A 25,403-nucleotide genomic window follows, 5' to 3' on the forward strand; every position below is an offset into this window, starting at 1 on the left:
ATCTCCTTTATTTATTTCAAATCCGCCCACTTAAAGTCCAGGAAGCCGAAAGCATGTCTAACGACACCTTCCAATTTATCGCTTTGCAAGTAAGTCGAGTTGTAGAAGTAGAGCGGCAGAATCGGAGCTTCATCCATCAAAATTTTCTCCGCATCATGCATCATTTTGTATCGTTTCGCTTCGTCTGTTTCTACATAGGCATCTTTGATCAATTTATCATACGTAGGATTCACCCATCCGGTACGACTGAACGGATTTGTCGATTGGAAACCGTCCAGGAAGTTGATCGGATCCGCAAAGTCAGGAAGGAAGGATGAACGGGATAATTGCAGTTGTAGATCCTTTTGCTCCGTAGTCAGCACTTTCCCTTCTTTGTTTGCCAGTTTCACATCAATACCAAGATTATCCTTGAGCATCGCTTGCAGCGTTTGAGCAATTCGTTGACTAACGTCATTCGTGTTATACGTCAAAGTAACTTCAGGCAGTTTCGAGTATCCGGCCTCCTGCATCCCTTTTTCCAGCAGCTTTTTCGCTTCTCCCGCATCAAACTTGATCAGGCTGCCGCCCACTTTACGGAAATCTCCCCCTGCAGGATCGTTAAGTCCCGGTGACACATAACCGTCAGCCGGCTTCTGTTTTTGCTTCAACACCAAATCTACAAGCTTCTGTCTGTCTACAGCCGCAACGAAAGCTTTCCGAATGTTAACGTTGTTGAATGGAGCCATTTTTACATTAAAACGATAGAACGCCGTACCTGCGGCATCTTCCACCTTTACTTTGTTGTCCGCGAACAGTTTGTCGCTCATATCAGCCGGAATGGAACCCGTCGTATGAAGCTCGCCAGTCGTAAAGAGCTGGTAAGCCGTGTTCGTATCATTGATCATTTTAAAAGTAACACCAGCCAGTTTTACGTTTGCGGCATCCCAATACTGATCGTTCTTTACCATTTTAAGCTCGCTATCGTGCTTCCATTCCGTAATTTTGAACGGTCCGTTACTTACAATTGTAGCCGCCTCACCTGCCCATTTGGCATTGCCCTCCACAGTCGCCTTATGTACCGGGAAAAAGGCAGGACTGGAAACCATGCCTACCAACCAAGAAGCAGGCTGTGCCAAAGTAACCTCCAGCGTCTTGTCATCCAGCGCCTTGATTTTCACATTGTCCGCCGATCCCTTGCCGGAATTATAAGCTTCTGCGCCTTCAATCGGATAGGCAAGGAATGCCGCATCCGAAGCTGTTTTAGGATCTAGCAGACGCTTCCAAGCATACTCAAAGTCGGCAGCTTTTACCGGATCTCCGTTGGACCATTTAATGCCGTCGCGCAGCGTAAAGGTATACTTCTTCCCATCCGGCGAGATTTTCCACTCTTTAGCCATCGCTGGCTCAGGCGTCTGGTTTTTACCAAGACGCGTTAACCCTTCGAAGGCATTATTGACAACGTCGTAAGAAACTTGGTCAAATCCTTTCGGTGGATCGAGGGATGTCGGTTCTTTTAAATTGTTGTAGAGGAGGATCTTGGACTTCGTTTCTTTGGCTGCTTCCGTCTGGCTGGCTCCAGACGCTTGCGTTCCGGAACCAGGATCTTTGCTGCACCCAGCTAGTAGCGTACCAATTACCAATACGGAGCTGATTAGCAATGCTGACACTTTTTTCATGAGCACTTCTCCCCTTCGTCATCGTCTTATTTATCCTAGAGCCGTCATGCTATTTCTTTGGTTCGACGGCTGGAATACAACTTGAGAGCGTGGATCCTGCAGCCAACAGGCTACGGAATGGCCGCTCGATACAGCAGTCTGCTCAGGCTGATAGACACCGCATACTTCCATCGCATAACTGCAGCGCGCTGCAAATGCGCAGCCTTGCGGCGGAGCAAACAGATCCGGCGGCGTCCCTGCAATCGGCGTAAGCGGAAGCGACTTGTTCGTGTCCAGTCGCGGCATAGAAGCCAACAGCCCTTTGGTATAGGGATGCTGCGGGTTATAGAACAACTCATCCACGGTGCCCGATTCAACAACCTTGCCGGCATACATCACATTGACCCGATCGGCCATATTCGCAACAACACCAAGGTCATGCGTGATGATGATGATAGACACACCGGTTTTCTTCTGAAGCATTTTGAAAAGCTCGATGATTTGCGCTTGAATGGTGACATCGAGTGCGGTAGTCGGCTCGTCGGCTATAAGCACCGAAGGATTGCAAACCGCCGCGATGGCAATCATAATCCGTTGTCTCATGCCGCCGCTAAATTCATGCAAATACTGCTTCAGGCGCATCTCAGGATTAGAAATGCCAACCAACCCCAGCATTTCCGTGGCTTGCTTACGTGCTTCTGCACGCGATATTTTCTGATGGCGAATTATTCCTTCCATAATCTGCTCACCGATGGAGATGGTGGGATTCAGTGCCGTCATGGCATCTTGGAAAATCATGGATATTTCCGATCCTCTTAGCTCTCGCAACTGCTTTTCGCTAAGCGCGGTCAACTCCCTCCCTTTATACCGAACGCTGCCTTGGCTGATCTTCGAGCTTTGCTCGGGAAGAAGACGCGTCACGCTGCGTGCCGTTACACTTTTGCCGCAGCCGGATTCGCCTACAATAGCCAACGTTTCTCCTTTTCCTAACGAAAAACTGACTCCGCGAACCGCCTTCACTTCTCCACCATGTGTGGTGAACGAGACGTGCAGATTATCCACTTCCAATATAACGTCGGGCGAGTTCGTTGTTTTCACCTTGGCTACCTCCTCCTTTTCGGATTAAAAGCGTCCTGCAAGCCATCACCGACCAAGTTAAAAGCAAGCATCGTGATCGATATGAAAAAGGCTGGATAAAATAACCGCCACCATTGCCCCGACAAAATGGTCGACAGACCATCATTGGCCATAACGCCCCAGCTTGCCAAGGGAGGCTGAATACCCAGACCCAGAAAACTTAGGAATGCTTCGGCGAATATAGCGGAGGGCACCGAGAACGTCACTTGTACGATAATGACGCCGATGGCATTAGGCAGCAAATGCTTGCGGATGATGTAACCCGCTCCTCCACCTAACGTTCTTGCCGCCAGCACATACTCCGATGATTTCAGGCTGAGCACCTGCCCGCGCACAATTCTCGCCATTCCGATCCAGCCCGTCGCGCTTAAGGCTACAATGATCGTCAGCAGACCCGGCCCCATGACAACCATCAGCAGGATGACTACAAGCAGATAAGGAATCCCGTACAAAAGATCAACGAACCGCATCATGATGTTATCGATTCGTCCCCCTAAATACCCGGCGATGCCGCCATAAATGATGCCGATAACCAGATCAATGAAAGCAGCCATTAAGCCGATAAATAGGGAAATCCGCGCCCCGTAAAGGATTCGGGCATAGACGTCACGTCCAAGTTCATCCGTACCGAACCAGTGAGCGGCCGATGGCTTCTGGTTGGCATCCAGCAGCACTTGCTTCGAATAACTTTGGTCTGTAAGATGAGGTCCGACTATCGCTAGCAAAGCCATCAAAACTATAATGATTAGCCCCGCCATCGCTAATTTATTGGCACGCAGCCTAATCCAAGCTTCCTGCCAAAACGACAGCCGCACTCGAACAATCGCTTCCGCCATTCCTTTGTTATTGACCATAGGGACGAATAAGGAATCTGGCACATTCATCACTTACCCCTCCTTCCTGTGCAGCTTGATGCGGGGGTCAACCAGCCCGTAGGCGACATCCACCAGAAACATCATCACTACGAGCAGCGCACTATAAAATACGGTCGTCCCCATAATGAGCGAGTAATCCCGATTATTAATGCCATCAACGAAATATTTCCCCATTCCCGGGATCGCGAAAATCTTTTCAATGACAAAACTCCCTGTAAGAACATTGGCCACCAGAGCCCCCAGCAGAGTAATGACCGGAAGCACCGCATTTCGGAGCGCATGCTTGATAACAATCGTCGCAGGCGACAAACCTTTCGCCCTCGCCGTTTCGATGTAGTCGGCTGTCAGCACCTCCAACATGCTCGCTCTTGTCAATCTGGCAATGATCGCGAGCGGTCCGGTTGAAAGGGCAAGCGCTGGAAGAACGACATGCTTCCACGTCCCCCAAGTGGCTACCGGAAGGAGCTTCCATTCGACCGCCACGTATTTAATTAACAAAGTAGCGACGATGAAGTTCGGTACCGCTATGCCGATAACCGCAAAGATCATGGCGAGATAGTCGATTATGCGGTTTTGCCGAAGAGCAGCGACCGTCCCAAGAGCAATTCCGGTAACGATTGAAATCAGAATCGATATGATCCCCAGCTTAAAGGAAACCGGAAATCCCCTGCTGATCATGGAATTGACGGTATCGGGAAAGTGCCCGATGGAAGGCCCAAGATCCAAGGAAAGCAGTGATTTTAAATAAAGCAAGTACTGTGTCGTAACAGGTTGGTCTAAATGGTAAAATTCCATTAAATTCTGAACCGCCGTGGGATTCGAACTTTTGCCCTCTTTCTCGAATGGCGACCCCGGAACAGCGTGCATCAGTGCAAAAGTAACTGTAATAATTAGCCACAGTGTGACAATCATGGAGATAAATCGACGAAGAATATATTGTGTCACGCTATCACCCACTCTCGCTTTTTAACAAAATGCCGTTCTCATCGCCAACTCCGTCATCACCAACATCGCTCGGTACGCCTCAAGAATGTCTTTCGCCTGAAAGGTGACAGTCGGACTGTTATCATCTATCGTCGTACCCGGCATCAGGTGAGCCCACTCCGCTTGGCCATAGTTGGCAAATTCAATCTTCAGCACCGGATGATCCGGCGGCACAAGCGGCTTCACTCGGCCCGCGTTAGCTAGCGCTTCCTTTGTTTTTTCCTGAAGCAGCAGTCCGCTTTTCTCGGGGGTTAAACACATGGCCGAAGTTCGCGATATCCGCTTTTTCACAATGGCTGTCGTAACTCCTGGAATCAGCTCCTCAGCTTCCATTGCGGTTTCATCATCCCCAGCGACCAATAGAACAGGCACACCATAATGGCCGGCAACATAAGCATTAAACCCAAGCTCGCCAATGACCCTATCATTGATATACATATTACGAACACCGAAAATCATCGTATGGCTGAGGACGCCTTTGGTCGCCGCTCTCGTGTGATACCCCAGAAAAGCCGCCCCAGAGAACGAAGCATCTAAACCCTGCACCATGGAAAAGGGCTTCACATCGCCCGATATCAACTGTGTTTCGGGATGCAGCTTCTCGATTAGCAGATTATTCATTTTGGAGTGGCTATCATTCACAATGACTTCCTTGCAGCCTTCATCAAAAGCGGATCGGATGACATGATTCGCTTCATCTGTCATGATGTGCTGCCCGCGAGTGTAATTGTACTGTCTGGAATCAACAAACGTGTGATCAACAAGTCCGGTTATCCCTTCCATATCAATGGAAATATAAAGTTTCATAGGGTCGCCTCCCGCATTGTAAAGTAACAAAAACCCAGCAAACAGCCCCAGGAACCTGTGTCCCAAGAAACTATTTGCTGGGTTTTATTTACGTGTATGTTGCCATACGGATAAATAAAGCAGCTTACACTGTACCGGAAGATTGGAAACCCAGCTCTTCCCGGCCGTTAAGTGCTAATTTGTATTTTTTTTGCGCGTCTTTGTACGCTACGATAAGGGCCTTCTGGGATGATCCGTGATATCTGCGGCGGATTTCCTCCGCCACCACATCAAGCAGAAGCATATTGTGCCCGATGAAGATCGAGCGCACAAAATCCGATGTGAGCGGTATCGTGGATGAACATCCTGCATCAACAATCTTGTGACTTGCCGTATCGACAACAAGACCAATAAAAAAAGCGTTATACTGCTGGGTAATCGGATTGTTCACAGAAGCTTGCGCGTCGCCGATGATGTAAATCGTATCCTTGTCGTATACCAAACGACCACTCTCCTTATTAGCATTCCGTTCGTTTTCCGGGCGGGATGTGGGGAGAGATGTAGTCTCCTACGACCGCCAGAAGCTAGAATACTAACGATGTAATATATACTAACATCGAAATAACATGTTGTAAATATGTAAATATCGAATCTCTTTCTCTCCCTCACAATCTAAGGAAAGCAGTCTTCAATACTTGCGCAAGCTCTTCTTCCGCCTCAAAATAAACGCCTTGTCCTTTACTCTGGATGACACCGTTCATGAGCAGAATGAAGCCCCATTTTTCTTGCTTATGAAAATACATGTCGCTTAGCAGTCCATACGCATCACCGGAATGCCCAATTAGTCGGTGTCCTGGGAGCAAATCATCCGTGATCTGGAACTGGAGCCCGCAGTTGCGGAAAAACCCCTCTTGTCGGTGCCCCGACCAATGCGGCGCGTGCATCAGATCCACAGATTCCGGCTTCAGGATTTGAACATCGTTCAATTTACCGCCATTAGAATGCGCTTCCATAAAACGTGTCAAGTTATCCACGCTTGTGCGAAGTCCGCCTTGCGGGCTGAATAATGCTCCGTTAGTGCCCGGCACATAGCCGCTGTAATCGATGGCCTCCGGTTTCTTCCCGCGAAAATCGTCCGTACCCACAATAAATTCATCATTGGCCTCTGAATATTCATACAACACAGCAACGGAGTCCATGTCTTTCAAATCCCCGATGTTGAAGCTAGTATCATTCATCTGAAGCGGTTCGAACAGATGCTTCTTGCAATATTCGTCAAATCGTTCATTCGAAAGCCGCTCCACCACCGTTGCTAGCATGACGGCACCCAGATTCGAATATTCGAAGCCATCCGGATCTCCCGGCCGTCCATCTCCCCAGAGACTGTCGGTGTAATAAGTCCCGCCTGGAAGAAGGAGATCCGCAAGACGAATCTTTGGTGGATTCTCACTGCGCGAATCAACGACAAAACGAACATATTCATCTTGCAGTCCCGAAGTATGCGTCATTATCATCCTGAGCGTTATCGGCGTTTCCGGATATTTGGAACTGCGCACCGGAATTCCGAGTATTTCACTTACATCCTGATCAATTCCACATAAGCCTTGCTCGACAAGCTGCATAACCGCTGTCGCGACCACCGTCTTCGAGATGGAAGCGATGCGAAATATGGTTTGAGATGTAACAGGAATACGTCTATCTACATTTGCCCATCCATATCCCGCGCTCCAAATCTGTTTCCCTTCACGCATTACGGAGGCCGCTAATCCAACGATTCGATGCTTGTCCATCACCTGCTGAATCTGTTCATCCAAAGAATTCAAGCAAATCCTCCTTCGACCTGATTTGTCAAAGATTTGATTCTTATAGATCCATTATAATAAAGTCTTTTCGTACTGTGTAGCATTTTTTTGCCGCACTTCCAATCTAGCAGCAATCACGAACATAGAAGTGAACCCCGCTACACCAATAAGCGCCATAATCGCACTGATCGTATACATGGCATGCGCGCCTAATTCCTGGAATATCAAGCCCCCAGCGATTCCAGCAACCATACCGGACAGGCCTCCCCAACTCAAAGCATAAACCGCTTGCCCTGACGCTCTATAGGCCGGCGGAATCAAATATGCCGTCAACTGCGTCCCTACATAGTAATAGCCTGCGAACGTGATGGAATTTAACGCTTGGATGAAAAGGATGTGATACGGCGACGTCGCCGCTGCCATCAGAAACCAGCGCAGTGCGTACAACAAGCTAACAGCCGCCAGACAGAAGAACATACTTCTGCGGTCTTCTCGTAAAAAACGGTCGAACAGCAAGTAAACAGGAATTTCAAATATAGAGGCAAAAAATGCGGACCATCCGATCAAGGAGCTATTCCCGCCTAGTTCGGACATGTAAATAGAGACAAATGTGTTGTTCATCGCATTAGGAATCGAAATAAGAATCCCCATCAGAATGAAGACCAGAAACCATTTATCACTCATGATTCGCAGATAATTGCCTTTTTTTCCGCTTTTAATTGAGCTTTCTGATTCCCTGTTTCCACTATTCTGAGCCTGAGGCAGCATCCATGCAAATACAATGGATAACCCCATCATGACGCCGCATACTTTCCATAAATCCCGGATGCCCAACCATTCCATCACAGGACCTGTCGCCAAGGCCATCAACGCCCAACCGAGCGCCCCCCATAGCCGAAAAGAACCGAACTTGTGACTCGTATGCTCTATCGCCTCCAAAATAAGACTATTGGATTGAGCAAACAAAGGGCTCTGAAAGCAGAAAAAAATAAGTAAAAAAGTGACCAGGAACGGGAAAGAATTCGTAAAAAATACCGTTTGCAGACTAAGAAAGCTGCCGATCAGGAGAATGATCAGAATGCGCCTTACATTAGACAAACGGTCGCTCCAATAACCCCAGAACGGATTGGCGATCAACGAAAGAATAGGCCCGCCGGCCAGCAGCAAGCCTATCGCTACGCTAGAAATGCCTAATTCTTTCAAGTACAACGGGAAAAATGCACTATAAATCGCGAAGGCGCCATATAAAATAAAGCTGAATGCTTTGATGACGCCGAACGGGTGATCTTTCAGTCTTGCGATTACTGACATAGGTGCCACGCTATCCTTTCTGAGCTCTTAAGTCGAATGGACAAGTTTCCGATATTGCGTTGGCGTTACTCCGGTGTATGTTTTGAATATGGAACAGAAGTATTTATATTCTTTGTAGCCGACGCTTTCGGCGATTTCGAAGACGCGATCGTCGGTCCCGGACAACTTTGCTTTCGCCTGTTCGATGCGCACTTCGTTCAGATACTCGGCGAACCCTTTGCCAAACTTTTGCTTGAAGAGGATACTGAAGTAATTCGGCGTTATTTTTAGCCATGCAGCAACCTCAGATGCCTTAATATCCTTGTTGTACCTGGCTTCAATGTAGGATTTCACCCTGTCTGCAAGCCAATGATTTTTCCCCGTAAGGGAATTGTTGATCAATGAGAACATGGACTCCAGCTCCGCACGCAGCAGGGACTCCATCGCTCTGTAGGAGTTGTGCACCAAAAGATCGATTTCCTGAGAATGAAAGACATTGAGATACCCTGTCAAATCGATGCCAGCCGCTCGCAGCCGCCTTTGAAGAATAATGACGAGTTCCTGGAACGCCTGCCATATTTCCTTAATCAAGCTGCCACTCTCGCGAAACTCCTGCATAATTTCATCAATTTGCTGGTGTAGTTCAACATCATTTTCTTGAAACAAAGCATGAATCAGATTTTTCTCCCATACGATCAGCTCAGGAAGACGATGACTTCTTTTGAAAATCAGTTCTTCATCATGGAAAATAATTGGAGCAAGGGATGATAGCACGGCATAGTGCAATAAGGAAATAGCCTCCATGCAGCTAGCGTGAATCTGTTCTGAACTATGGAAGGGCCGGGATATACTGGCATGTAGATCAAGATCCTCCGACAACTTCAGCACGCCGCTTAAAATGCCATGAAGATCCTTCGCGCTCATCGAATGCGGTCCGACTACTAGCGACAGCAGCAAATTCTGATGTTGGAAAAATGAAACGGTCTCCAGCCCGGATGATCGCAAGGCTGTATCCACGTTTATTTCCCAGAGGCTCCGCTTCTCTCTGCGTTTTTCTTCGGACGACCGCCGGGTCCACTCCGCATAATCGGAGAGCTGTGTGGCGATCATCCAATAGCTGCTCGACCCGGTTGTCATCATCAAAGGTACATAATCCTCATTTTGATCGATGACCCTCTGCTGCAGCTGCCCCATCAGCCATTTGCGCGTCCGTTCTACTTCTTGCTCACCCTCAAGCTTCCGTTCTTGCGTAATCTCTTCGCCAATCCGCTGCACCATGCCCATCAACTCATCGATATTCACCGGTTTCAGCAAATAATCTTCAATACCAAGCCGCAAAGCCTGCCTAGCATACTCAAAATGGTCATATCCGCTAACAATGATCACACGCGACTGAGGGAAGCGCTGCTTCAATTCCTTTGCAAGCTCAAGTCCGTCCATGCCTTCCATGTTCACATCCGTTAACACGACATCCACAGGACAATGCTCCAAGAAGGCAAGCGCTTCGATTCCGTCATAAGCTTCTCCGACAACTTCAACACCAATCGTCTCCCAGGAAATGGTACGACGCAATCCTTGGCAAATAATAGGCTCATCATCTACAATTAGCATTTTGATGGTCATCGTTTTTCCTCCTGAGCACTCATTTGAAATGGAAGTCTTATTCTTACGCAAGCCCCGGCATAGTGCGGTTCTGAAGGAAGCTCGATGCCATACCCCTCACCGTATTCAAGCGTTATGCGTTCATGAATGTTGCAGATCGCGTGGTTCATAATGCCCTCGTCACCGATTCGATCTTGAAGAACCTGACGGATAACCTCCAGTTTGGTCTTGGCAAACCCGACGCCGGAATCCACCACTTCAATCAGCACATCCTGCTCTGCCATATAGCAGCGCACCTCAATGCGGCCACCCCCACGTTTAAAACCATGTTTGATGCTGTTTTCCACCAAAGGCTGAATGATCTTCTTCAAGAGAACGGCATGGTTCAACTCCTCCTCCATGTGCAAGGTGAATTGAAGTTTGCTTCCCATTCGTTTCTGCTGTAAGTCCAGATAGGCCTGAACAAACTCCAATTCCTCAGGCAGCGTCGTATATCGCTTGCCGCTATTTTGCCCCATTCGAAAGAAAAGCGACAGGGTTTCGATCAATTGACTCGTCTCCGCTGCTTTCTCCAACCTTGCCGTCCAACGGATCATATCCAGCGTATTATATAAAAAATGAGGATCCATTTGGCTTTGCAATATTCGAAGCTCCGATTCTTTCTGCCGAATCTCTAATTTATACTTTTTGTCGATCAGCTCCTTGATGGTCATAACCATGTTGTTGAACTGTCGGCCAAGCTCCCCGACCTCGTCTCGCGATCTGACTTTGACCTGCGCCGAGAAATCACCTTTTTTGAGCTTAGAGGTTTGTTTACTCAGTTCGAGCATGGGACGAATCATAGCAAATTCGAACCCGATTAAGGCGATTAACCCAAATATAAGAATAATCAGAATTAAAAATTTGAGCGACGCTTTGATCGCTTCCGTTTTTTGAACAATGGTTTGGTCCTTAACCATCGCTACAATGTACCAGCCCGTCGACTTCATGGGCTGACTGAAAACAACATAAGAAGCTCCATCTTCCTTCAAAGAGGAGACTTTTTTGGACAGCCCCCCGTGAAATTGGCTAAGCAGCGCATCGCTTGGGTAGGGATGTCCAATCAGGTTTTGATTTTGATGCAGAACAACACTGCCCTCAGGCCGAACAATAAAGATGGAACCCTGATCCTGAGGAACAGCAGACATTAATAAGTCCGTAATTTCCGACTCATCCAAACGAACGATCACCTTGCCCACCGTACGCGATGGGTTATCGAAGGAATTGATGACACGAACCATGGAAACAACGCGCTTATTTCCCGTCCAACCGCTCTCCAATTGATAGGAGTCCGTCCAAATGACCCCGCCTCTTCTCTGCTGAGCAAGATCTGTCCATGATTGTTCCAACCCTTTGACAGGCTCGCCCATTTGGAGTTGATTGCCTCCAACACCTTCAAGTGAAATCGATTTAATGTACACCTTGGACATAATTTGAAAGGCAATAAACCCCTCGATTGTCGTCTGATCCTTGTTCATTTGCACCATGTTGCCCGGCGTGGTCGGCGTCTCCATAAACCGTCTAAAGTTTTCTTGATAAATCATATAGTTCGATAAATCTTCAATAGCTTTTGTTTTCTCGGATAAATTCAGTTCAATGGTATTCAAGTTCTTTTCCATGGCATCAATATATTGCTGCCGCAGAACAGCATCATAACGGCTCAGAATGACATTCCCGATCAAAAGGGAGGGGAGTGTCACCAGAAGGATGAAGATAGCGATCGACTTTGTTCTCAAACTGAAGTGCAAGAAAGGATATCTGTTTAGTATCATCAAGTTCCATCCCCTTCGTCGGTATTTCCTCATTTTACTATAAAACGGGGTCAACCTACTTGAAAAGGATGTAGAATGACGCGAGAAAAGTTTCGAGCGGTTAAAGTACAGCCATCATCACATCATCACCCTTTAACAGCGCCGGCCGTCATCCCTTGCACCAACTGCTTCTCCATAGCCAAGTAAAAGCCAACAAGCGGAATAAGCGCCATAGATAAGGCAGCCATCTGAAGCGTCTGAAATCTTGTTTCTGTGCCGGCGAAGTTAGCCAAGCCTAACGGCAGCGTTTTTAGAGCTGCTTTATTGATCAAAACAAGTGCGAATAAAAACTCATTCCAGTTATAAATAAAGTTGATAATAATCACCGTCGCCAGCGCAGGACGAGTCATCGGAAGAATAATGGACCAGAAAATTTTATACAGTCCAGCTCCATCCATAACCGCAGATTCCTCAATATCTTTAGGGAAGGCCTGCATGAAGCCTACCAGAATGAAGATGGTAATCGAGAGATGGAAAGCCGTGTAAGGAAGCACCAGGGCAAGGTGGGAATTCAATAAGCCTATTTTTTTCATGATAATAAAAATCGGCACTAACGTAGCGTGAATCGGAATCGTCATGCCTATTATAAACAAGCCGTAAAGCCATCCACGTATACGAAAGTTAAACCTGGAAAGAAAGTAGGAGGTCAATGCACTAAGCAGTACCGTTAATACGATTGCACCTACGGTCACAATGACACTGTTCCAGAAGTACGTACCTAAGTGTGCAACTTTCCACGCGCTCGTATAATTGCTGACTTGCCAAAACTTTGGCAACCCCAGTGGATTCGTTGCATAATCTTCCTCTGACTTAAATGAACTGACAACCATCCATACAATCGGAATGACATTAATAACACTTAGAATGGCTAAGATCAAATGAATGATCGTTTTTTTCCCTAAAGATGTTTGCATATGCTCCTCCTTTCTCTACATACATCAATTAGCCGTTTCGACGGGTGACTAATTTGGCTGCATAGATGGCTAATAGGCTAAAAATAAGAATAAGAATAGAAACTGCGCTCCCAAGTCCAAAGTAACTGTTGTTGAAAGCCTGGGTATACATATAGATCGTCATCACTTCGGTATTATGAGCCGGCCCTCCGGCTGTCATGACATAGATGAGATCGAAAACCCGGAAGCTGTTGCTGATGGAGAAGATCAGGGTTACCCAGATCGTTTCTTTCAGCATCGGGAGGGTGATGAACCAGAATCGCCTCCAACCTGTAGCGCCGTCCATGACCGCTGCTTCCCTTACTTCTTCGGAAATATTTTGCAGGCCGGCCAAGAAAATGACCATATAGAAACCATAATTTTGCCATAAATACGTGATGCTTACCGACAGCATGCCCCAACGCGGGGAGCCCAGCCAGTTTTGTTTCAAGCTGTCCAAGCCGAAGAGTCCTAGCATGTTATTCATCAGACCCGATTCTGTACCGTAGACCATGTTCCAGATGAGTGAGACGATAACCGCCGAGATGATGACCGGCAGGAAAAGGACAGAACGGTAAACTTTGAGCCCGCGCATCGACCGGTTCAATAGTAAGGCAAAGAACAAACCTACCGGCAGCTGTCCTACAATACCGCTAACCATCATAAACAGGTTGTTCTGTACACCTTTCCAGAAGATCCCGTCTTTCAAGACCGAGATATAATTGTCCAACCCTACAAAAGACATGTGGGACAGACCGTTCCAATCAAAAAATGAGTAATAAAATGACATCACGATTGGAATCATTGCGATGCCAATATAAATGATCAAGGCTGGCAGCATGCCGATAAAAATTGCCCAACCCATCCGCCTCGTTACATGCATACATAGCCCTCCTTATACGCTAAATGATAAATTGAGAGATGCCAAGAAGACGGAGACCCATCAGGCTCCGCCTATTTGGCAGCCGAAGAACGGCTGTCGCCTCTCTTACAATGGGATTGACAGTGATCGAGAAGCAGCCACAATTTCCGCAGCCGTCGCTTCCCGCCCGAGCGAGTCGGATAAATATAAACCTTCGCTAATCAACATCGTCGCAAGCGCTATTTCCGCAGTTGGCATAAGTTCTACGCGTCCCTGTAGAGCAGCGATCCAGTGCTTCTGCGATGAATCATAAGCCTCTTCGTTATCTCTCATTCTGTGCCAACGAATATCCATACGGTTAAGATCAATCTTGCTGTCCAGGTCGATGTCAGCTACCGTCGTGTGAAAGGTGATATCGGAAGTCATCTCTCCGGAATGGTACGATGGGAGCCGGATACCGCCTTTGGACCCCATGATGCTGCTTCCCTCAACGCCTCCAAGATTAACGGCCCACGCTTCAAAGATGTCTAACGTGAGTCCATTGCGAAGAGTAACGAACCCAAGCGCCAACTCTTCCACATCGAACCCGCTTTCGGCACGCCGGCCCTCATCCATGTCCATTTCTTGAATGAGCTTCCCCGTGACTCGCTCTACTTCGGTTTCACCAAGCAAGTAGAGCATTTGGGCGATATGATAGACGCCCATATCCAGTAAAGCTCCGCCGCCTGCGCTTGCTTTTTTCGTGAAATAAGCGGTGCCGAAGCCATCGACAAAAGGTCTACCGCGACGCCTAAAGCCATTCGACCGAGCGTGGAACAATTTGCCCAATTGACCGTCGTCAATCAGCGCTTTGGCCGCCTTTGTTTCTTTTTTATACAGCGTGCTAAGTTGAATGTGAAGTTTCTTGCCATACTCCTTCGCTGCGTCAACCATTGCTTTGCCGTCATAATAGGAGCCTGCGATCGGTTTCTCGCAGTATACGTGTTTACCCGCCTGCAGAGCAGCAATCGTTAATGGTGCATGAAAGTTGTTATGCAGACATACATCCACCGCATCGATATCGTCTCGCGCCAACAGGTCTTTATAATCGGTGTAGACATGAGCAACTCCGTATATATCAGCAACTCGGCGCACTTCCTGTTCATTAATATCACACAGAGCCACGACCTCGGCGCCTTCTATAGCTGCATATTGATCCAAGTGGGCTTTCCCTATAATTCCTGTTCCAATAACACCAATTCGAATCTTGGCATATTCCATCACGCACGCCTCCAGATCAACTATCCATTGTTCGGGCAAGCAGATGCAAGCAATCGTTTCGTAGCTGCTAATGCCCACTCAATCTCGATATAAGGATTGGACAAAGCATTATATTCCACTGCCCAATACCCTTGATAACCAAACTCATTCAAGAACTTGATTGTTGATTCCGTATTTTCCGAACAAATCGTTCGCTTGTCCAAGTGGACGTGATTTACCCAGGGAGCCACCATTTCATTGCCTTGATTCCCGTCGATCCAACGATCGATATGCAGTAAAATACCATATCCCGGATGATCCACGGCTTCAGCAACACGCTTCATCCAATGAGGATCCAGCGAAATCCCTGTATGATTCTCAGGCCCCACTGTAAATCCGTAGTCCGAAGCTTGTTGAGCCAATTCCTGGTAAGTACGAACCGTGTATTCGAACTGCTCCTCCGTTACTTCACCAGGGCCTCGATTGGCATCAATGCGAACCGTCTTGGCACCAAGCAAGCTCGCCGCTTTCATATGAGCTATCGCATTCTGATATAGTTGCTGCCTGGTATCCGGATCAGCATCCCATAAATGAGCGCGATCCACCGCTATATTAGCAACTGTTAATTGTCTATCATCCAGGTTGCGTTTGATCTTCATCAACTCATCGTTACCCGGAAGTTCCCAGATGGGAACCTCACGGTTGGCGAAAAAGCCGTTCCAAAGATCTACGGCATCCAAACGATACCGGTATTTCACTGTCTCCAGATAACCGTATATATTCATTTCGTTTTGACTTAAAAGCTGAAAGAAGGAAAATGCTCCGATGGAGGCTTTCATCTCCGTCACCCTTTCAAATCGTTAGCTTCGAGCATTCTTTTGCTGTAGCTAGCCGATTATTTTTTCACTTTATCCATAACCTCTTGCATTTCTTTGGCGATTTGCTCAGGTGTTTTCTGTTTCATCGTAATGGCTTGCAGCCCGTTCTCAATCGAATCTTTGACAGCCGCCGGCATCACGCTGTCAAAGACAAGCGCATCCCCGGATTTCGTCAACTCCAGCATTTCTTTCAAATATTTGCTAGTGTCCGCAGGCATTTCAACTTTCGCCGGTACGACGATCCCTTTACTCATCAAGTTTTGGTACAGTTCAGGGGAATAGAAATATTTCAGGAATTTATAAGCCGCCTCTTTCTTAGCACCCGTTAGCTCCTTGCTTAATCCGATACCGTATTGGACAACGCCTGCACTTTTGCCAGCCGTTCCTTTTCCACCGTCAATGGATGGGAACAATGCGATACCAATATTAGCGCCGCCCTCTGTGTTACTGACACGGAACTTCGTATCAATCGTCGAACTGGTCATGGTCATAGCTGATTTCTTCTGCAGGAAATAATCCTGCACTTGCACTTCATCCATGGTGTTCAAATCCGCATTAAAGGCATCGAGCTTCGTCAACTCATCGAAAATGCCAAGTGCTTTCACATAATCAGCATCCGTAAATTTAGCTTGTCCTTGTTTTACCTTCGTTAAGAAATCCGTACCGGCAATACGATCCTCGACTGCGGACATGACCGTGGATTGAAGCGGCCAACGATTCTTATTGCCAATTCCCATCGGTGTAACGCCTGAAGCTTTGAGCTTTTTCACCAGATCGAGGAAATCGGCATACGTTTTCGGAAACTCATTGTAGCCAACTTTTGCTAACATATCCTTGTGGTAGTAGATAATATCGACAAAAGTCATTTTGGTTGGAACGGCATACTGCTTACCGTTTACTTTATACCCACCTAACGACTGTGGCGGTAAAATATCTTTCCAGGTATCCATAATTTCATCTAGCGGCATCAGTACTCCGGCATCGATGAACGGATCCATATCGACACCTGGATACAGAATAAACATATCCGGCATACTGTTGCCCGCTGCCTCGGTACGGAGTTTGGTCCGATATTGGGCCGACGGGATATCCTGCATTTCAATTTTAATATCCGGGTTCAACTGTTGAAATTTCTGAATTCTCTCTTTGTATAGCTGGTTATCTACGTTCGGGGTGGACCAGTTTTCCTCAAAAGTGAGCGTAACTTGTTGTTTCGAGGCGGGCTGTGTTGAGGCTTGCGTTTTCCCTACTTCTTTTGCCGGCTCAGCTCCGTTACTGCAAGCTGTAATTGTCAGTAAAGCAGCTGAAGCAGCAGCTAATACCGATTTTCTAATTACTCCATGAATCATCCATGAACCCCTCACTTTATGTTATTTTTTTTGACATCACCTTACGCTTTTATTATATGATAACGTTTACCATGTTTGTATCCCACCAATTTATCATAATGTCTGAATTTTTAATGTAATATAAACTAACATACATAGAGGTCGACCCATTTGGCAATAGAAAAATATCCCAGTAGCTAAAATTGACTCCGTCCATTAAATCGCATAAAATGGGGCCATACTTTTCATAAAGACGAATACCTAATTCAACGAATAACAAAGGAGATTTCTCATGAGCTTACACAATCAAACGGCCATCATTACAGGAGCTGGAAAAGGAATCGGCAAAGCGGCCGCCATCGCCTTGGCGAAAGAAGGTGTTCATCTCGGATTACTGGCGCGCAGCCACGCTGACCTCGAATCCCTTCAACAAGAATTGACAGGTACATACGGTGTCAAAGTGAGCATTGCCACAGCGGACATATCCAAGAGAGCAGAAGCGGTACGTGCAGTGGAGTTACTAATCGGGGAACTGGGTTCCCTGGATATCCTGCTCAATAATGCCGGAACGGCACAGTTCGGTAATTTGGTCGATATGGATCCAGATCAATGGGAGCAAATCATTCAAACCAATCTGATGGGCACGTATCATGTGACTCGCGCTGCGCTGCCCACCATGTTGAGCCAAAATGGCGGAAGCATCATCAACATTGCTTCAACCGCAGGGGAACGAGGATTCGCCACCGGTTCAGCCTATTGCGCCTCGAAGTTCGCTGTGATCGGAATGACGGAAGCGCTCATGCAAGAGGTTCGCAAATCGAACATCCGTGTTACAGCGCTCACGCCATCCACCGTGAATACAGAGTTGTCCGTCAAAGCGGGTCTGCCGATAGGCGACGAGGACCGCATGATGCAGCCGGAGGATGTGGCCGAGCTCATCATGGCTGCTTTGAAATTGCCGCAGCGCGTGTTCCTGAAAACCGCAGGGATCTGGACAACGAACCCGCAATAGCTGGCAAGCAGCCGTGGGGAAATAGCAATAAGACCGATGAAGCCCCGTTAGGGGCTTTATCGGTCTTATTTTCGCTTTCTAGGGCGGGCGGAAGCTAGGAAGCTAGGAAGCTCCACTTCGTTGCAAATTCTATCTATATCGGTGACTGCTGCACGAAATCTGCTCCATCCGGTGAAATCAGCGGTAGAAATTCCAGTTAGCTCGGCAAAAGTCGATCAGACGCCGAAATTAGTGGGAGGAATCGGAGGTAATGGCAAGACAGAAAATCCACCGTTACTCAGTGGCTGCGTCAACCCTCCCCGCTTCTACAAATACGTGTAATTCTTATTAATAATCAGCGCATTCATTCTCCACTCCGAGCCTTCGCAAGTGCGAAATCGCAGCTTCACGTAACCATCACCTCTTTGCGTGATTGGCAAAATATCCGTTGCAAATTCGCCCGCCTTCAGCGTTTTCTCCGGCTTCCACATGCTTCCCCCAACGATTTCTATCTCCGTGTAGGAAGGCGCCTCTTTATCGCCGGATACGAAGAGCAAATCATATCTGCCCTTTGGAAGCTCAACCACAAACGTCGCTTCCCTCTTTCCACCTATAAAATCCCTCCGCAGTTCGTCCGGCCCCCCGCGATCCATCGCTCCGAGATCCTCCGCACACTCCCAGCCGATGCCGGTATAAGGCTTAAACATGGAATCCAACGTTACATTACGAAACGTCTGACCGAGAACCCCTTCCACATGAACTTGTCTGGGCAGTATACTGGTGTAATCTTTCTCCAACCGATGCGATGCCACGCCAAAATCCAACCGATAAGCGGCCAGCCTTGATTCCCTGGTATTACCGGAGTAATAATCAAAGGTGAAGTGGTCGAGCAGTCTGGCATGCTGCGTATTTTGGTTTTTGCCAAGGAACACTCGCCGATCCGTATGAGCTTCATGAACAAGCGGATAGTCTCGCTTGACGCCCCGCCTACTAGAGTCAACTGCAAATAACTCAGGAGTGGAGAATTCTCCACGAGGATAAATCGCATACTCCCCATTCTTCTCCGTTTTAAATGAAATCCGTCCCTCTTCTTCCACATGATCCATCCTGTTCCAGGATGGACCCTCTTTTCTCGCAACTATTACCTCATCACTAACGTGAAACGGATTGCGAATCACAACCTGCTCGCCCGCTTTACTTTGGATAGTAACCCAAGCGGTTCGGCCATTTTTCAGCTCTGCGCTAACTTCAAAGGCGCCTACTGCCAGCAGGCCTCGAAAGGAACAGTCGCTCCATTTCTCATATCGCTTAACCTTCCAATCTACCTCATGTTCGTAGAGGCCAATCGAAAGCTCCGGCTCAGCCTCACCAGTCGGCAGCGCCGGGAACACGTCAATCACGCCATCATAGCTCTGAAGCAGCATTTCATTCACGGCAGCAACCATTTCACCAGAAGCTTCCATCATGTGGGGATGGTACAACGGTTCATTGGTGATGTTGCAGTAGTTCATCCACCGTTCCGTTTCTTCCGCAAACAAGCCATTGCACCTGAGCGACAAATCAATGCCTTGTTCATAGAGCAGCCTAAGCGCTGTGCTGCCCTTCCCCAATCTCGAAGCGGCACAGGACAGCCAGCCGAACTGAAACATGCCATATTCCGTCTGATTCGCTGCATACCGGAGCATGTTTTCTCCTTTTTTTCTCAGATGGGTTTCACTATTTTTATCAATTTCTCCAATGGGATAAATGGGCATAAGCAGCGAAGGATGCCGCAAATGCATGTCGGCAGGCGCCCATTCCGAGTCCAGGAAAACATCTCCATACGATTTGGAAACAGCCGTTGGATACTCAGCCAAGTTGTCCGCAAGTACGCTCCACTTGAGCCGATCCTCTTCCGCTTCACCAAGCAGCTCACTCGCATCCGAAGCGATCTTCAATAAGTATTTAACTGCTGCAAGGGAACAAGTTGAGTTACGAGTCAAAGGCCCCTGCTCCGGAGAAATGTCAGGAAATATCTCATAGCGGCCTGAGTGCTCATTCAGTTGTAAATAACCTTCGAAAAATCTCGCAACCTGCTTAAACAACGGGTACGCTTTTTCTTTTAAAAACTCAACGTCCATACTATAGCGATAATAATCCCATAGAAATTGCGCGCACCAAGGCCAAATACTTACATACGAGGCATGCGGGTAATCGCCCGCAACGCCTTCAAGCCCGTAAAACTGCTGGGACATTTGCTCAGCGAGCTGCACATAAGAGAGCAGACCCTCGTTGAACGCTTCGGCCACTTCAAGGCGATTAGCCGTATAGAGCGGCCAAAAAGCAGCTTGAATGTTAACGTCCCAGTACCACATACTGCCCCACTTGGTTGGCTGCTTAATATCCCACAAGCCGTTCAATCCGCACGCTTGCTCGCGCATCCTGCCAACTTTTCCGCTGCTGCAGGCGATGGCATATAGATTGATATACCAGAGATCTTCCAACATTTTATCCGGCAAGGTGATCGAGCTGCGGGACCAAAAGCTTCTCCAATGCGCTTGATGATGCTCCACCATGTCTGCCACATCCACATGCGAAGCTGGCTTCCTCACCCTCATCAGCGCGGTCGAAAGCAGTTCCTTGGTCTCCTCCTCGGTGACCACCGTTGTTAGCAGTGTCAGGTTTGCCTCCGCATCTCGGAGGGCAATTTGCAGGCTGTCGTCGGGACCTGCAACAACGCTTCCTTTGGCACCGATGATCCTCATCATCACAATGAACGAGAATGGATCGTAGCGATCCTTCTCTTCACCGTCCGAGTAGAAAGCGCCTACATAGTAAAACGTTGTATCATCCAATTGATGATACGTCACTTTCATATCCACATATCTTCTACGGGGAACCGTTAGCGCGACCGAAGGTAACAACGCTCCATTCGTCTGGCTGATTGTGGTGATCACGTAATCGCCATCCTGAGCCATGATTGTGCTCACGCCAAGCTTATCCTCATTTTTGACCACATTTAACTGAATAGCTGCCTTCTCAATATCAAGGGATAACGAATAATGATCAGGGTCCGAAAGCTCCCGGGATGGAAAAAGCTGAAGTTCCCCCGTCGGATAATGGGAGGCCCCACCCGAGGGTTTACCATATTTCCTGTACATGCTGTTCGGGTTTAATGCGTCGCCATATAGAAAAAACGGGCCTTGTTCGGGATCGCGATACCTCTCTTCAGCCAGCTTTTTCAATTCTTCAAATGTACGTCCATACTGAAGTGTAAAATCCGGCCCTTTACCATTTCGGTACTTCTTACTGTATCGATGCAGCTTCTGATAATAAACTTCATAATGATTAAGCGCCAGCGTCAGCTTGTTATCTTCGAAATACACCATACCGCCGAAGTGTCCATTGCCGATCGGTAACGCTTCATTCCAGCTGCTTGGAGCATTTTCAAATGTAACGCCTCTCACCTAACCCCCTCCTTCTGCTTCCATCTCATGGTCAAATCGTCCCCGTTTACTCCTTAATGGCACCTATCAGCACACCTTGGACAAAATACTTCTGAAGGAACGGATATAAGCAAATGATCGGCAGCGTAGAGACCATAATGGCCGCATATTTAATCGTTTCTCCAATGGCATATTTGTCGTCGCCTCCACCTGCCATCATCGAATCCGTATTATTGGAAATCAAAATCTCACGGAGCACAAGCTGAAGAGGATACGCTTCACGATTCCGCAAATACACTAGCGCGTTAAAATAGGAATTCCAATGCCCTACCGCATACCACAAAATCATAACAGCAATAACCGGCATCGAAAGCGGGATGACAATCCGGAATAAAATCACCCAATCATTGGCGCCATCCATCCTGGCCGACTCCTCCAAACTGACCGGGATGCCTTGAAAAGAAGTTCGCATAATAATCATATTAAACGTATTAATCGCACCTGGAATGAGAATGGCCCACATCGTATTCATCATGCCGAGAGAGTTCACGAGCAGGTAACTCGGAATGAGTCCCCCATGGAAAACCATCGTCACGACGATAAAGAACATGATGATATGTTTAAAATAAAGATTCGGCCTGGACAACACATAGGCGCCAATCGATGTCATGAGCAAGTTAATTGTCGTACCTAGCACTACATAAATTAACGTATTCTGATACCCTTTCATGATCATCGGATTTTCAAAAACAGCCTTGTAGGCACCGAGATCAAAGCCTGCCGGTTTGAGCATTAAACCGCGATGCTGCAGCAATGATGTCGCATCACTAAGCGAAGCGAATGCCACGTACAAGAAAGGATACAGCGTGACCGCGCAAAGCACGAGCATCAACAGCATATTGAAGTAGCCAAATGTTCGCTCTCCACTGGTTAGTTTCATGTGCAAATCTCCTTACCACAGTTTGTTCTCGCTGATCCGTTTGACAAAGCTATTGGCCGCAACGATCAGAATAAAACTGATCACTGAGTTAAATAACCCAACTGCTGCCGTGAAGCTGTAACTTGCCTCTAATACCCCTTTGCGATAGACATAGGTCGAAATAACGTCTGCAGTTCCATAGGTAAGGGGATTGTAAAGCAACAGCACCTTTTCGCTGCCAACCGTCAGCATATTGCCCATTTGTAAAATGAACAAGATGACAATTGTCGGCATGATGCCTGGAATCGTAATGTGCAGCGTCTGCTTCCAGCGGTTAGCGCCGTCCATCCTGGCCGCTTCGTACAGCGTCGTGTCAATCGTCGCCATAGCCGCCAAATAAACGATCGAGCCCCAACCAATGCCTTGCCAAATGCCAGACGAAACGAACAAAAAGCGGAACCAGTTCTCATCCTGCAAGAAATCAATCGGCTCTATGCCAAAGATTCCGGTCAATTGATTAATTAGACCGTTGCGGCTTAAGAAATCGATCATCATCCCGGCCACAACCACGATCGAAATAAAATGCGGCAAATACGAGATGGATTGAACAACCCGCTTAAATACGCTGTGGCGGATTTCATTAAGCAGCAGAGCCAGAAGGATCGCTGCCGGGAATCCGAACAATAGATCATAAAGGTTGATCAAGATTGTATTTTTTATTAAGCGCCAGAAGTAAATTCCGTTAAAAAAACTTACAAAATGTTTAAATCCAACCCATGGACTTCCGAGAATCCCTTTGGCCGGCGAAAAGTCTTTAAAAGCGATTTGTAATCCGTACATCGGCCCATAATGAAATATAAGATAGTACGCAATGACGGGAAGCGCCATAACGTAAATGGACCAGTGCCGTTTCACATCAGCGCGTATGGTTTGCAGGACAGTCGGATTGCGACTCGTTTTCATTGTCGTTACGGCATATTCAGCCTTTCCATTTGCAGGACTTTGCCTCATCGTCTCCCTATCCTTTCTTTCAAGTTTCTAAAAGAAAACGAGGGGATAAACAAACCCGGTTCATCCCCCCATTCAATTACTTCTTAACGTTTATTGAAACGTTCAAGAGCCCCTTGCTGGATTTTAATCGCTTCATCAATCCCCATGCTCTGAATCTTTTTCACATATTGATCAAAGTTACTGATCGGTTCGACCCCCATGATGAATTTCAACAGCATCTCATCTTGATACGTTTGGATGTCCGTTACAATGGATGCGAATTTGCTGCTTTCATCCTGCGTTGGAGAAACAAGCGGGATCTTCCGCTCAGCAGTTGGCTGCGACCAGACTTCCAGTGCTTTCTTCTGCTGAGGCAGAGCCAAATATTGCATTTGGAAATTATCGCTGAGGACAAAAGGACCACTCCATGTTGCCCGATTATACTTGGCAATGGCTTGCTGGATACTGGTTCCTGCCGGTGGATTCAAAATCTCAGGAAGGAAGGTTGCTTTGCCATTCTCCATCTTATAGCTAGTGCCCTCCACCCCGTAGTTGAAGAGAAGATCGCCTTTGTCACCGTAAGCATAATCCAGCCATTTGACGGTTTCGATCGGATTTTTATTGGCTGTCGAAATCGCCGCTCCAACGCCGTTATAGGCAAAATCCTTTTGTCCCCAAATCGCTTTATCCCCTGCTTTCAACACCGGATAAGGCGCCGCTTCCAGATCGAACTTGGGATCCTTGTCCTTCATGAGTCCTGCATATTTACCAATGCCTCCCCCATTAAATGAAGCGGTTGCTCCTATGAGATTGGTCGTCATTTTGTTATCGAACAGCTTATCGTTAGGCGCTGCGAAATCCTTATCAAGCAAACCTTCCTTATACCATTTGTTCATCGTGGCCAGGAATTCTTTGTATTCAGGCTGGATCGGACCGTATTTCACCTTTCCTCCGTCCTGGTAGAAGCTGTAGTTAATGCCCCAAGCTCCAAGGAAAGGCGCATCGGTGGCGAACAGATTTTTGTCCAAATAAATGGGAATCTCATCCGCTTTGCCGTTGCCGTTCGGGTCTTTTTCTTTAAAAGCTTTTAGGACGGTGTACCATTCGTCGATTGTCGTCGGCATCTTGAGGCCCAGCTTATCCAACCAATCTTGGCGGACTGATGGCCCGAAGAACACTCTGACTTTGTCATCTCCACGTAAGAATGGGAAGGCATAGATGCTTCCTTCATCTGTTGAAATTTGCTTTTTCCAATCTGGATGTTCATTCAGCAGCTTTTTTAGATTTGGTGCATATTTATCGATCAAGTCGTTCAATTTAATGATTTTTTTATCTAAAATAGCTTTTTCCGGCCCACCGGGATATCGGACGACCGCACCGCTAGTGGCTCCCCAACTCGCTTCAATAACATCCGGCAGCTCGTTGGTTGCAACCATTAAGTTGAACTGCTCTTGGGCCTGTGGAACTTCAAGGGGCGGATGTTGAAACTCAACCTTGACTCCAGTTACTTTCTCAAGCTCCTTGTACATCCCCATTTCAGCATACGTTTTCATCTGACCTGAAGCTGCCGGGTGATTCGGTACCCAGTACGATAATTTAGTCAATTTTGCCGGCTCAGCACTACTGCCCGTCTGTGGCGCAGCCGATGAACTTTCGGTTCCTGAATTACTGCTGCAGGCGGCTGCCGAAGCCACCAGAGTCGAAAGCAATACGATAGATCCAACTTGTTTCAAACGTTTCTTCATTCTTCATGCCTCCCTTTATATGAGTAACCCTAAGCTTGGTTGGCACCGCGATCGTCTTCCAGCACCTGTTTCCCAGTATGCTTCCCTAGCCCCGACCTGACTACTGCCTAGTTCTCATCCCCGTTGTATTTTAG

The 25,403-nt window shown here is 47.5% G+C and carries 20 protein-coding genes; 1 reads left to right on the forward strand and 19 read right to left on the reverse strand.

All coding sequences use genetic code 11. The annotated features are described in order from the left end of the window. Positions 1-11: 11 nt before the first annotated feature. The 15 genes from RQP52_RS30880 to RQP52_RS30950 form a co-directional block, all read right to left on the reverse strand. Positions 12-1,655, reverse strand: coding sequence for a peptide ABC transporter substrate-binding protein (locus RQP52_RS30880; protein ID WP_315955392.1), 1,644 nt, complete (start codon positions 1,653-1,655; stop codon positions 12-14). A 30-nt stretch (positions 1,656-1,685) separates the two neighbouring features. Then, positions 1,686-2,732 carry an ABC transporter ATP-binding protein gene (locus RQP52_RS30885; RefSeq protein ID WP_315955393.1) on the reverse strand — a complete coding sequence of 349 codons (1,047 nt, stop codon included), beginning with the start codon at positions 2,730-2,732 and terminating at the stop codon, positions 1,686-1,688. A gap of 5 nt (positions 2,733-2,737) precedes the next feature. After that, positions 2,738-3,655: an ABC transporter permease gene (locus RQP52_RS30890; protein WP_315955394.1), complete on the reverse strand. Its 918-nt coding sequence runs from the start codon at positions 3,653-3,655 to the stop codon at positions 2,738-2,740. A gap of 3 nt (positions 3,656-3,658) precedes the next feature. Continuing rightward, positions 3,659-4,591, reverse strand: a complete 933-nt coding sequence (locus RQP52_RS30895) for an ABC transporter permease (protein ID WP_315955395.1) — start codon at positions 4,589-4,591, stop codon at positions 3,659-3,661. 21 nt (positions 4,592-4,612) lie between these two features. Continuing rightward, the gene (locus tag RQP52_RS30900) at positions 4,613-5,437 is read right to left on the reverse strand and encodes a M55 family metallopeptidase (protein ID WP_315955396.1); all 825 of its coding nucleotides are present in this window, start codon (positions 5,435-5,437) and stop codon (positions 4,613-4,615) included. 124 nt (positions 5,438-5,561) lie between these two features. Further along, positions 5,562-5,918 carry a DUF3870 domain-containing protein gene (locus RQP52_RS30905; RefSeq protein WP_315955397.1) on the reverse strand — a complete coding sequence of 119 codons (357 nt, stop codon included), beginning with the start codon at positions 5,916-5,918 and terminating at the stop codon, positions 5,562-5,564. Positions 5,919-6,081: 163 nt separating this feature from the next. Beyond that, complete coding sequence (locus RQP52_RS30910) at positions 6,082-7,239, reverse strand: serine hydrolase domain-containing protein (RefSeq protein ID WP_315955398.1); 1,158 nt, start codon at positions 7,237-7,239, stop codon at positions 6,082-6,084. A 51-nt stretch (positions 7,240-7,290) separates the two neighbouring features. After that, a complete protein-coding gene (locus RQP52_RS30915) occupies positions 7,291-8,529 on the reverse strand; it encodes an MFS transporter (RefSeq protein ID WP_315955399.1) in 1,239 nt (412 codons plus the stop codon). A 27-nt stretch (positions 8,530-8,556) separates the two neighbouring features. Further along, on the reverse strand, positions 8,557-10,131 hold the full coding sequence (locus tag RQP52_RS30920) for a response regulator transcription factor (protein WP_315955400.1): 1,575 nt from the start codon (positions 10,129-10,131) through the stop codon (positions 8,557-8,559). Continuing rightward, on the reverse strand, positions 10,128-11,921 hold the full coding sequence (locus tag RQP52_RS30925) for a sensor histidine kinase (protein ID WP_315955401.1): 1,794 nt from the start codon (positions 11,919-11,921) through the stop codon (positions 10,128-10,130). Before RQP52_RS30925 ends, RQP52_RS30920 begins: the two co-directional genes overlap by 4 nt. Before the next feature lie 125 nt (positions 11,922-12,046). Next, positions 12,047-12,874, reverse strand: coding sequence for a carbohydrate ABC transporter permease (locus RQP52_RS30930; protein ID WP_315955402.1), 828 nt, complete (start codon positions 12,872-12,874; stop codon positions 12,047-12,049). A 28-nt stretch (positions 12,875-12,902) separates the two neighbouring features. After that, positions 12,903-13,775: a carbohydrate ABC transporter permease gene (locus RQP52_RS30935; protein WP_315955403.1), complete on the reverse strand. Its 873-nt coding sequence runs from the start codon at positions 13,773-13,775 to the stop codon at positions 12,903-12,905. Positions 13,776-13,880: 105 nt separating this feature from the next. After that, positions 13,881-15,014: a Gfo/Idh/MocA family protein gene (locus RQP52_RS30940; RefSeq protein ID WP_315955404.1), complete on the reverse strand. Its 1,134-nt coding sequence runs from the start codon at positions 15,012-15,014 to the stop codon at positions 13,881-13,883. 20 nt (positions 15,015-15,034) lie between these two features. Beyond that, positions 15,035-15,832, reverse strand: a complete 798-nt coding sequence (locus RQP52_RS30945) for a sugar phosphate isomerase/epimerase family protein (RefSeq protein WP_315955500.1) — start codon at positions 15,830-15,832, stop codon at positions 15,035-15,037. A gap of 56 nt (positions 15,833-15,888) precedes the next feature. Then, the gene (locus RQP52_RS30950) at positions 15,889-17,220 is read right to left on the reverse strand and encodes an extracellular solute-binding protein (protein ID WP_315955405.1); all 1,332 of its coding nucleotides are present in this window, start codon (positions 17,218-17,220) and stop codon (positions 15,889-15,891) included. A gap of 271 nt (positions 17,221-17,491) precedes the next feature. Between RQP52_RS30950 and RQP52_RS30955 the strand changes: the two genes are divergently transcribed. Continuing rightward, positions 17,492-18,211, forward strand: coding sequence for a 3-ketoacyl-ACP reductase (locus RQP52_RS30955; protein WP_315955406.1), 720 nt, complete (start codon positions 17,492-17,494; stop codon positions 18,209-18,211). A gap of 305 nt (positions 18,212-18,516) precedes the next feature. Here RQP52_RS30955 and RQP52_RS30960 read toward each other — a convergent pair whose 3' ends face one another. The 4 genes from RQP52_RS30960 to RQP52_RS30975 form a co-directional block, all read right to left on the reverse strand. Further along, positions 18,517-21,636 (reverse strand): glycosyl hydrolase family 95 catalytic domain-containing protein, encoded by a 3,120-nt coding sequence (locus RQP52_RS30960; protein ID WP_315955407.1) that lies wholly within the window; start codon positions 21,634-21,636, stop codon positions 18,517-18,519. A 46-nt stretch (positions 21,637-21,682) separates the two neighbouring features. After that, positions 21,683-22,555: a carbohydrate ABC transporter permease gene (locus RQP52_RS30965; RefSeq protein ID WP_315955408.1), complete on the reverse strand. Its 873-nt coding sequence runs from the start codon at positions 22,553-22,555 to the stop codon at positions 21,683-21,685. Positions 22,556-22,567: 12 nt separating this feature from the next. After that, positions 22,568-23,497: an ABC transporter permease gene (locus tag RQP52_RS30970; RefSeq protein ID WP_315955409.1), complete on the reverse strand. Its 930-nt coding sequence runs from the start codon at positions 23,495-23,497 to the stop codon at positions 22,568-22,570. Positions 23,498-23,628: 131 nt separating this feature from the next. Continuing rightward, entirely contained in the window at positions 23,629-25,269 is a 1,641-nt protein-coding gene (locus RQP52_RS30975; protein ID WP_315955410.1) for a type 2 periplasmic-binding domain-containing protein, read from the reverse strand. Positions 25,270-25,403 lie beyond the last annotated feature (134 nt).

The organism is Paenibacillus violae, from assembly GCF_032461945.1.
Lineage (GTDB): Bacteria > Bacillota > Bacilli > Paenibacillales > NBRC-103111 > Paenibacillus_E > Paenibacillus_E violae.

What these genes read in the sequence shown, in the direction of transcription:
- RQP52_RS30880 (WP_315955392.1), bottom strand. Translation starts at nt 1,655, where the DNA reads ATGAAAAAAGTGTCAGCATTGCTAATCAGCTCCGTATTGGTAATTGGT.
- RQP52_RS30890 (WP_315955394.1), bottom strand. Translation starts at nt 3,655, where the DNA reads ATGAATGTGCCAGATTCCTTATTCGTCCCTATGGTCAATAACAAAGGA.
- RQP52_RS30900 (WP_315955396.1), bottom strand. Translation starts at nt 5,437, where the DNA reads ATGAAACTTTATATTTCCATTGATATGGAAGGGATAACCGGACTTGTT.
- RQP52_RS30915 (WP_315955399.1), bottom strand. Translation starts at nt 8,529, where the DNA reads ATGTCAGTAATCGCAAGACTGAAAGATCACCCGTTCGGCGTCATCAAA.
- RQP52_RS30920 (WP_315955400.1), bottom strand. Translation starts at nt 10,131, where the DNA reads ATGACCATCAAAATGCTAATTGTAGATGATGAGCCTATTATTTGCCAA.
- RQP52_RS30925 (WP_315955401.1), bottom strand. Translation starts at nt 11,921, where the DNA reads ATGATACTAAACAGATATCCTTTCTTGCACTTCAGTTTGAGAACAAAG.
- RQP52_RS30930 (WP_315955402.1), bottom strand. Translation starts at nt 12,874, where the DNA reads ATGCAAACATCTTTAGGGAAAAAAACGATCATTCATTTGATCTTAGCC.
- RQP52_RS30935 (WP_315955403.1), bottom strand. Translation starts at nt 13,775, where the DNA reads ATGCATGTAACGAGGCGGATGGGTTGGGCAATTTTTATCGGCATGCTG.
- RQP52_RS30940 (WP_315955404.1), bottom strand. Translation starts at nt 15,014, where the DNA reads ATGGAATATGCCAAGATTCGAATTGGTGTTATTGGAACAGGAATTATA.
- RQP52_RS30945 (WP_315955500.1), bottom strand. Translation starts at nt 15,832, where the DNA reads ATGAAAGCCTCCATCGGAGCATTTTCCTTCTTTCAGCTTTTAAGTCAA.
- RQP52_RS30950 (WP_315955405.1), bottom strand. Translation starts at nt 17,220, where the DNA reads ATGATTCATGGAGTAATTAGAAAATCGGTATTAGCTGCTGCTTCAGCT.
- RQP52_RS30955 (WP_315955406.1), top strand. Translation starts at nt 17,492, where the DNA reads ATGAGCTTACACAATCAAACGGCCATCATTACAGGAGCTGGAAAAGGA.
- RQP52_RS30965 (WP_315955408.1), bottom strand. Translation starts at nt 22,555, where the DNA reads ATGAAACTAACCAGTGGAGAGCGAACATTTGGCTACTTCAATATGCTG.
- RQP52_RS30970 (WP_315955409.1), bottom strand. Translation starts at nt 23,497, where the DNA reads ATGAAAACGAGTCGCAATCCGACTGTCCTGCAAACCATACGCGCTGAT.
- RQP52_RS30975 (WP_315955410.1), bottom strand. Translation starts at nt 25,269, where the DNA reads ATGAAGAAACGTTTGAAACAAGTTGGATCTATCGTATTGCTTTCGACT.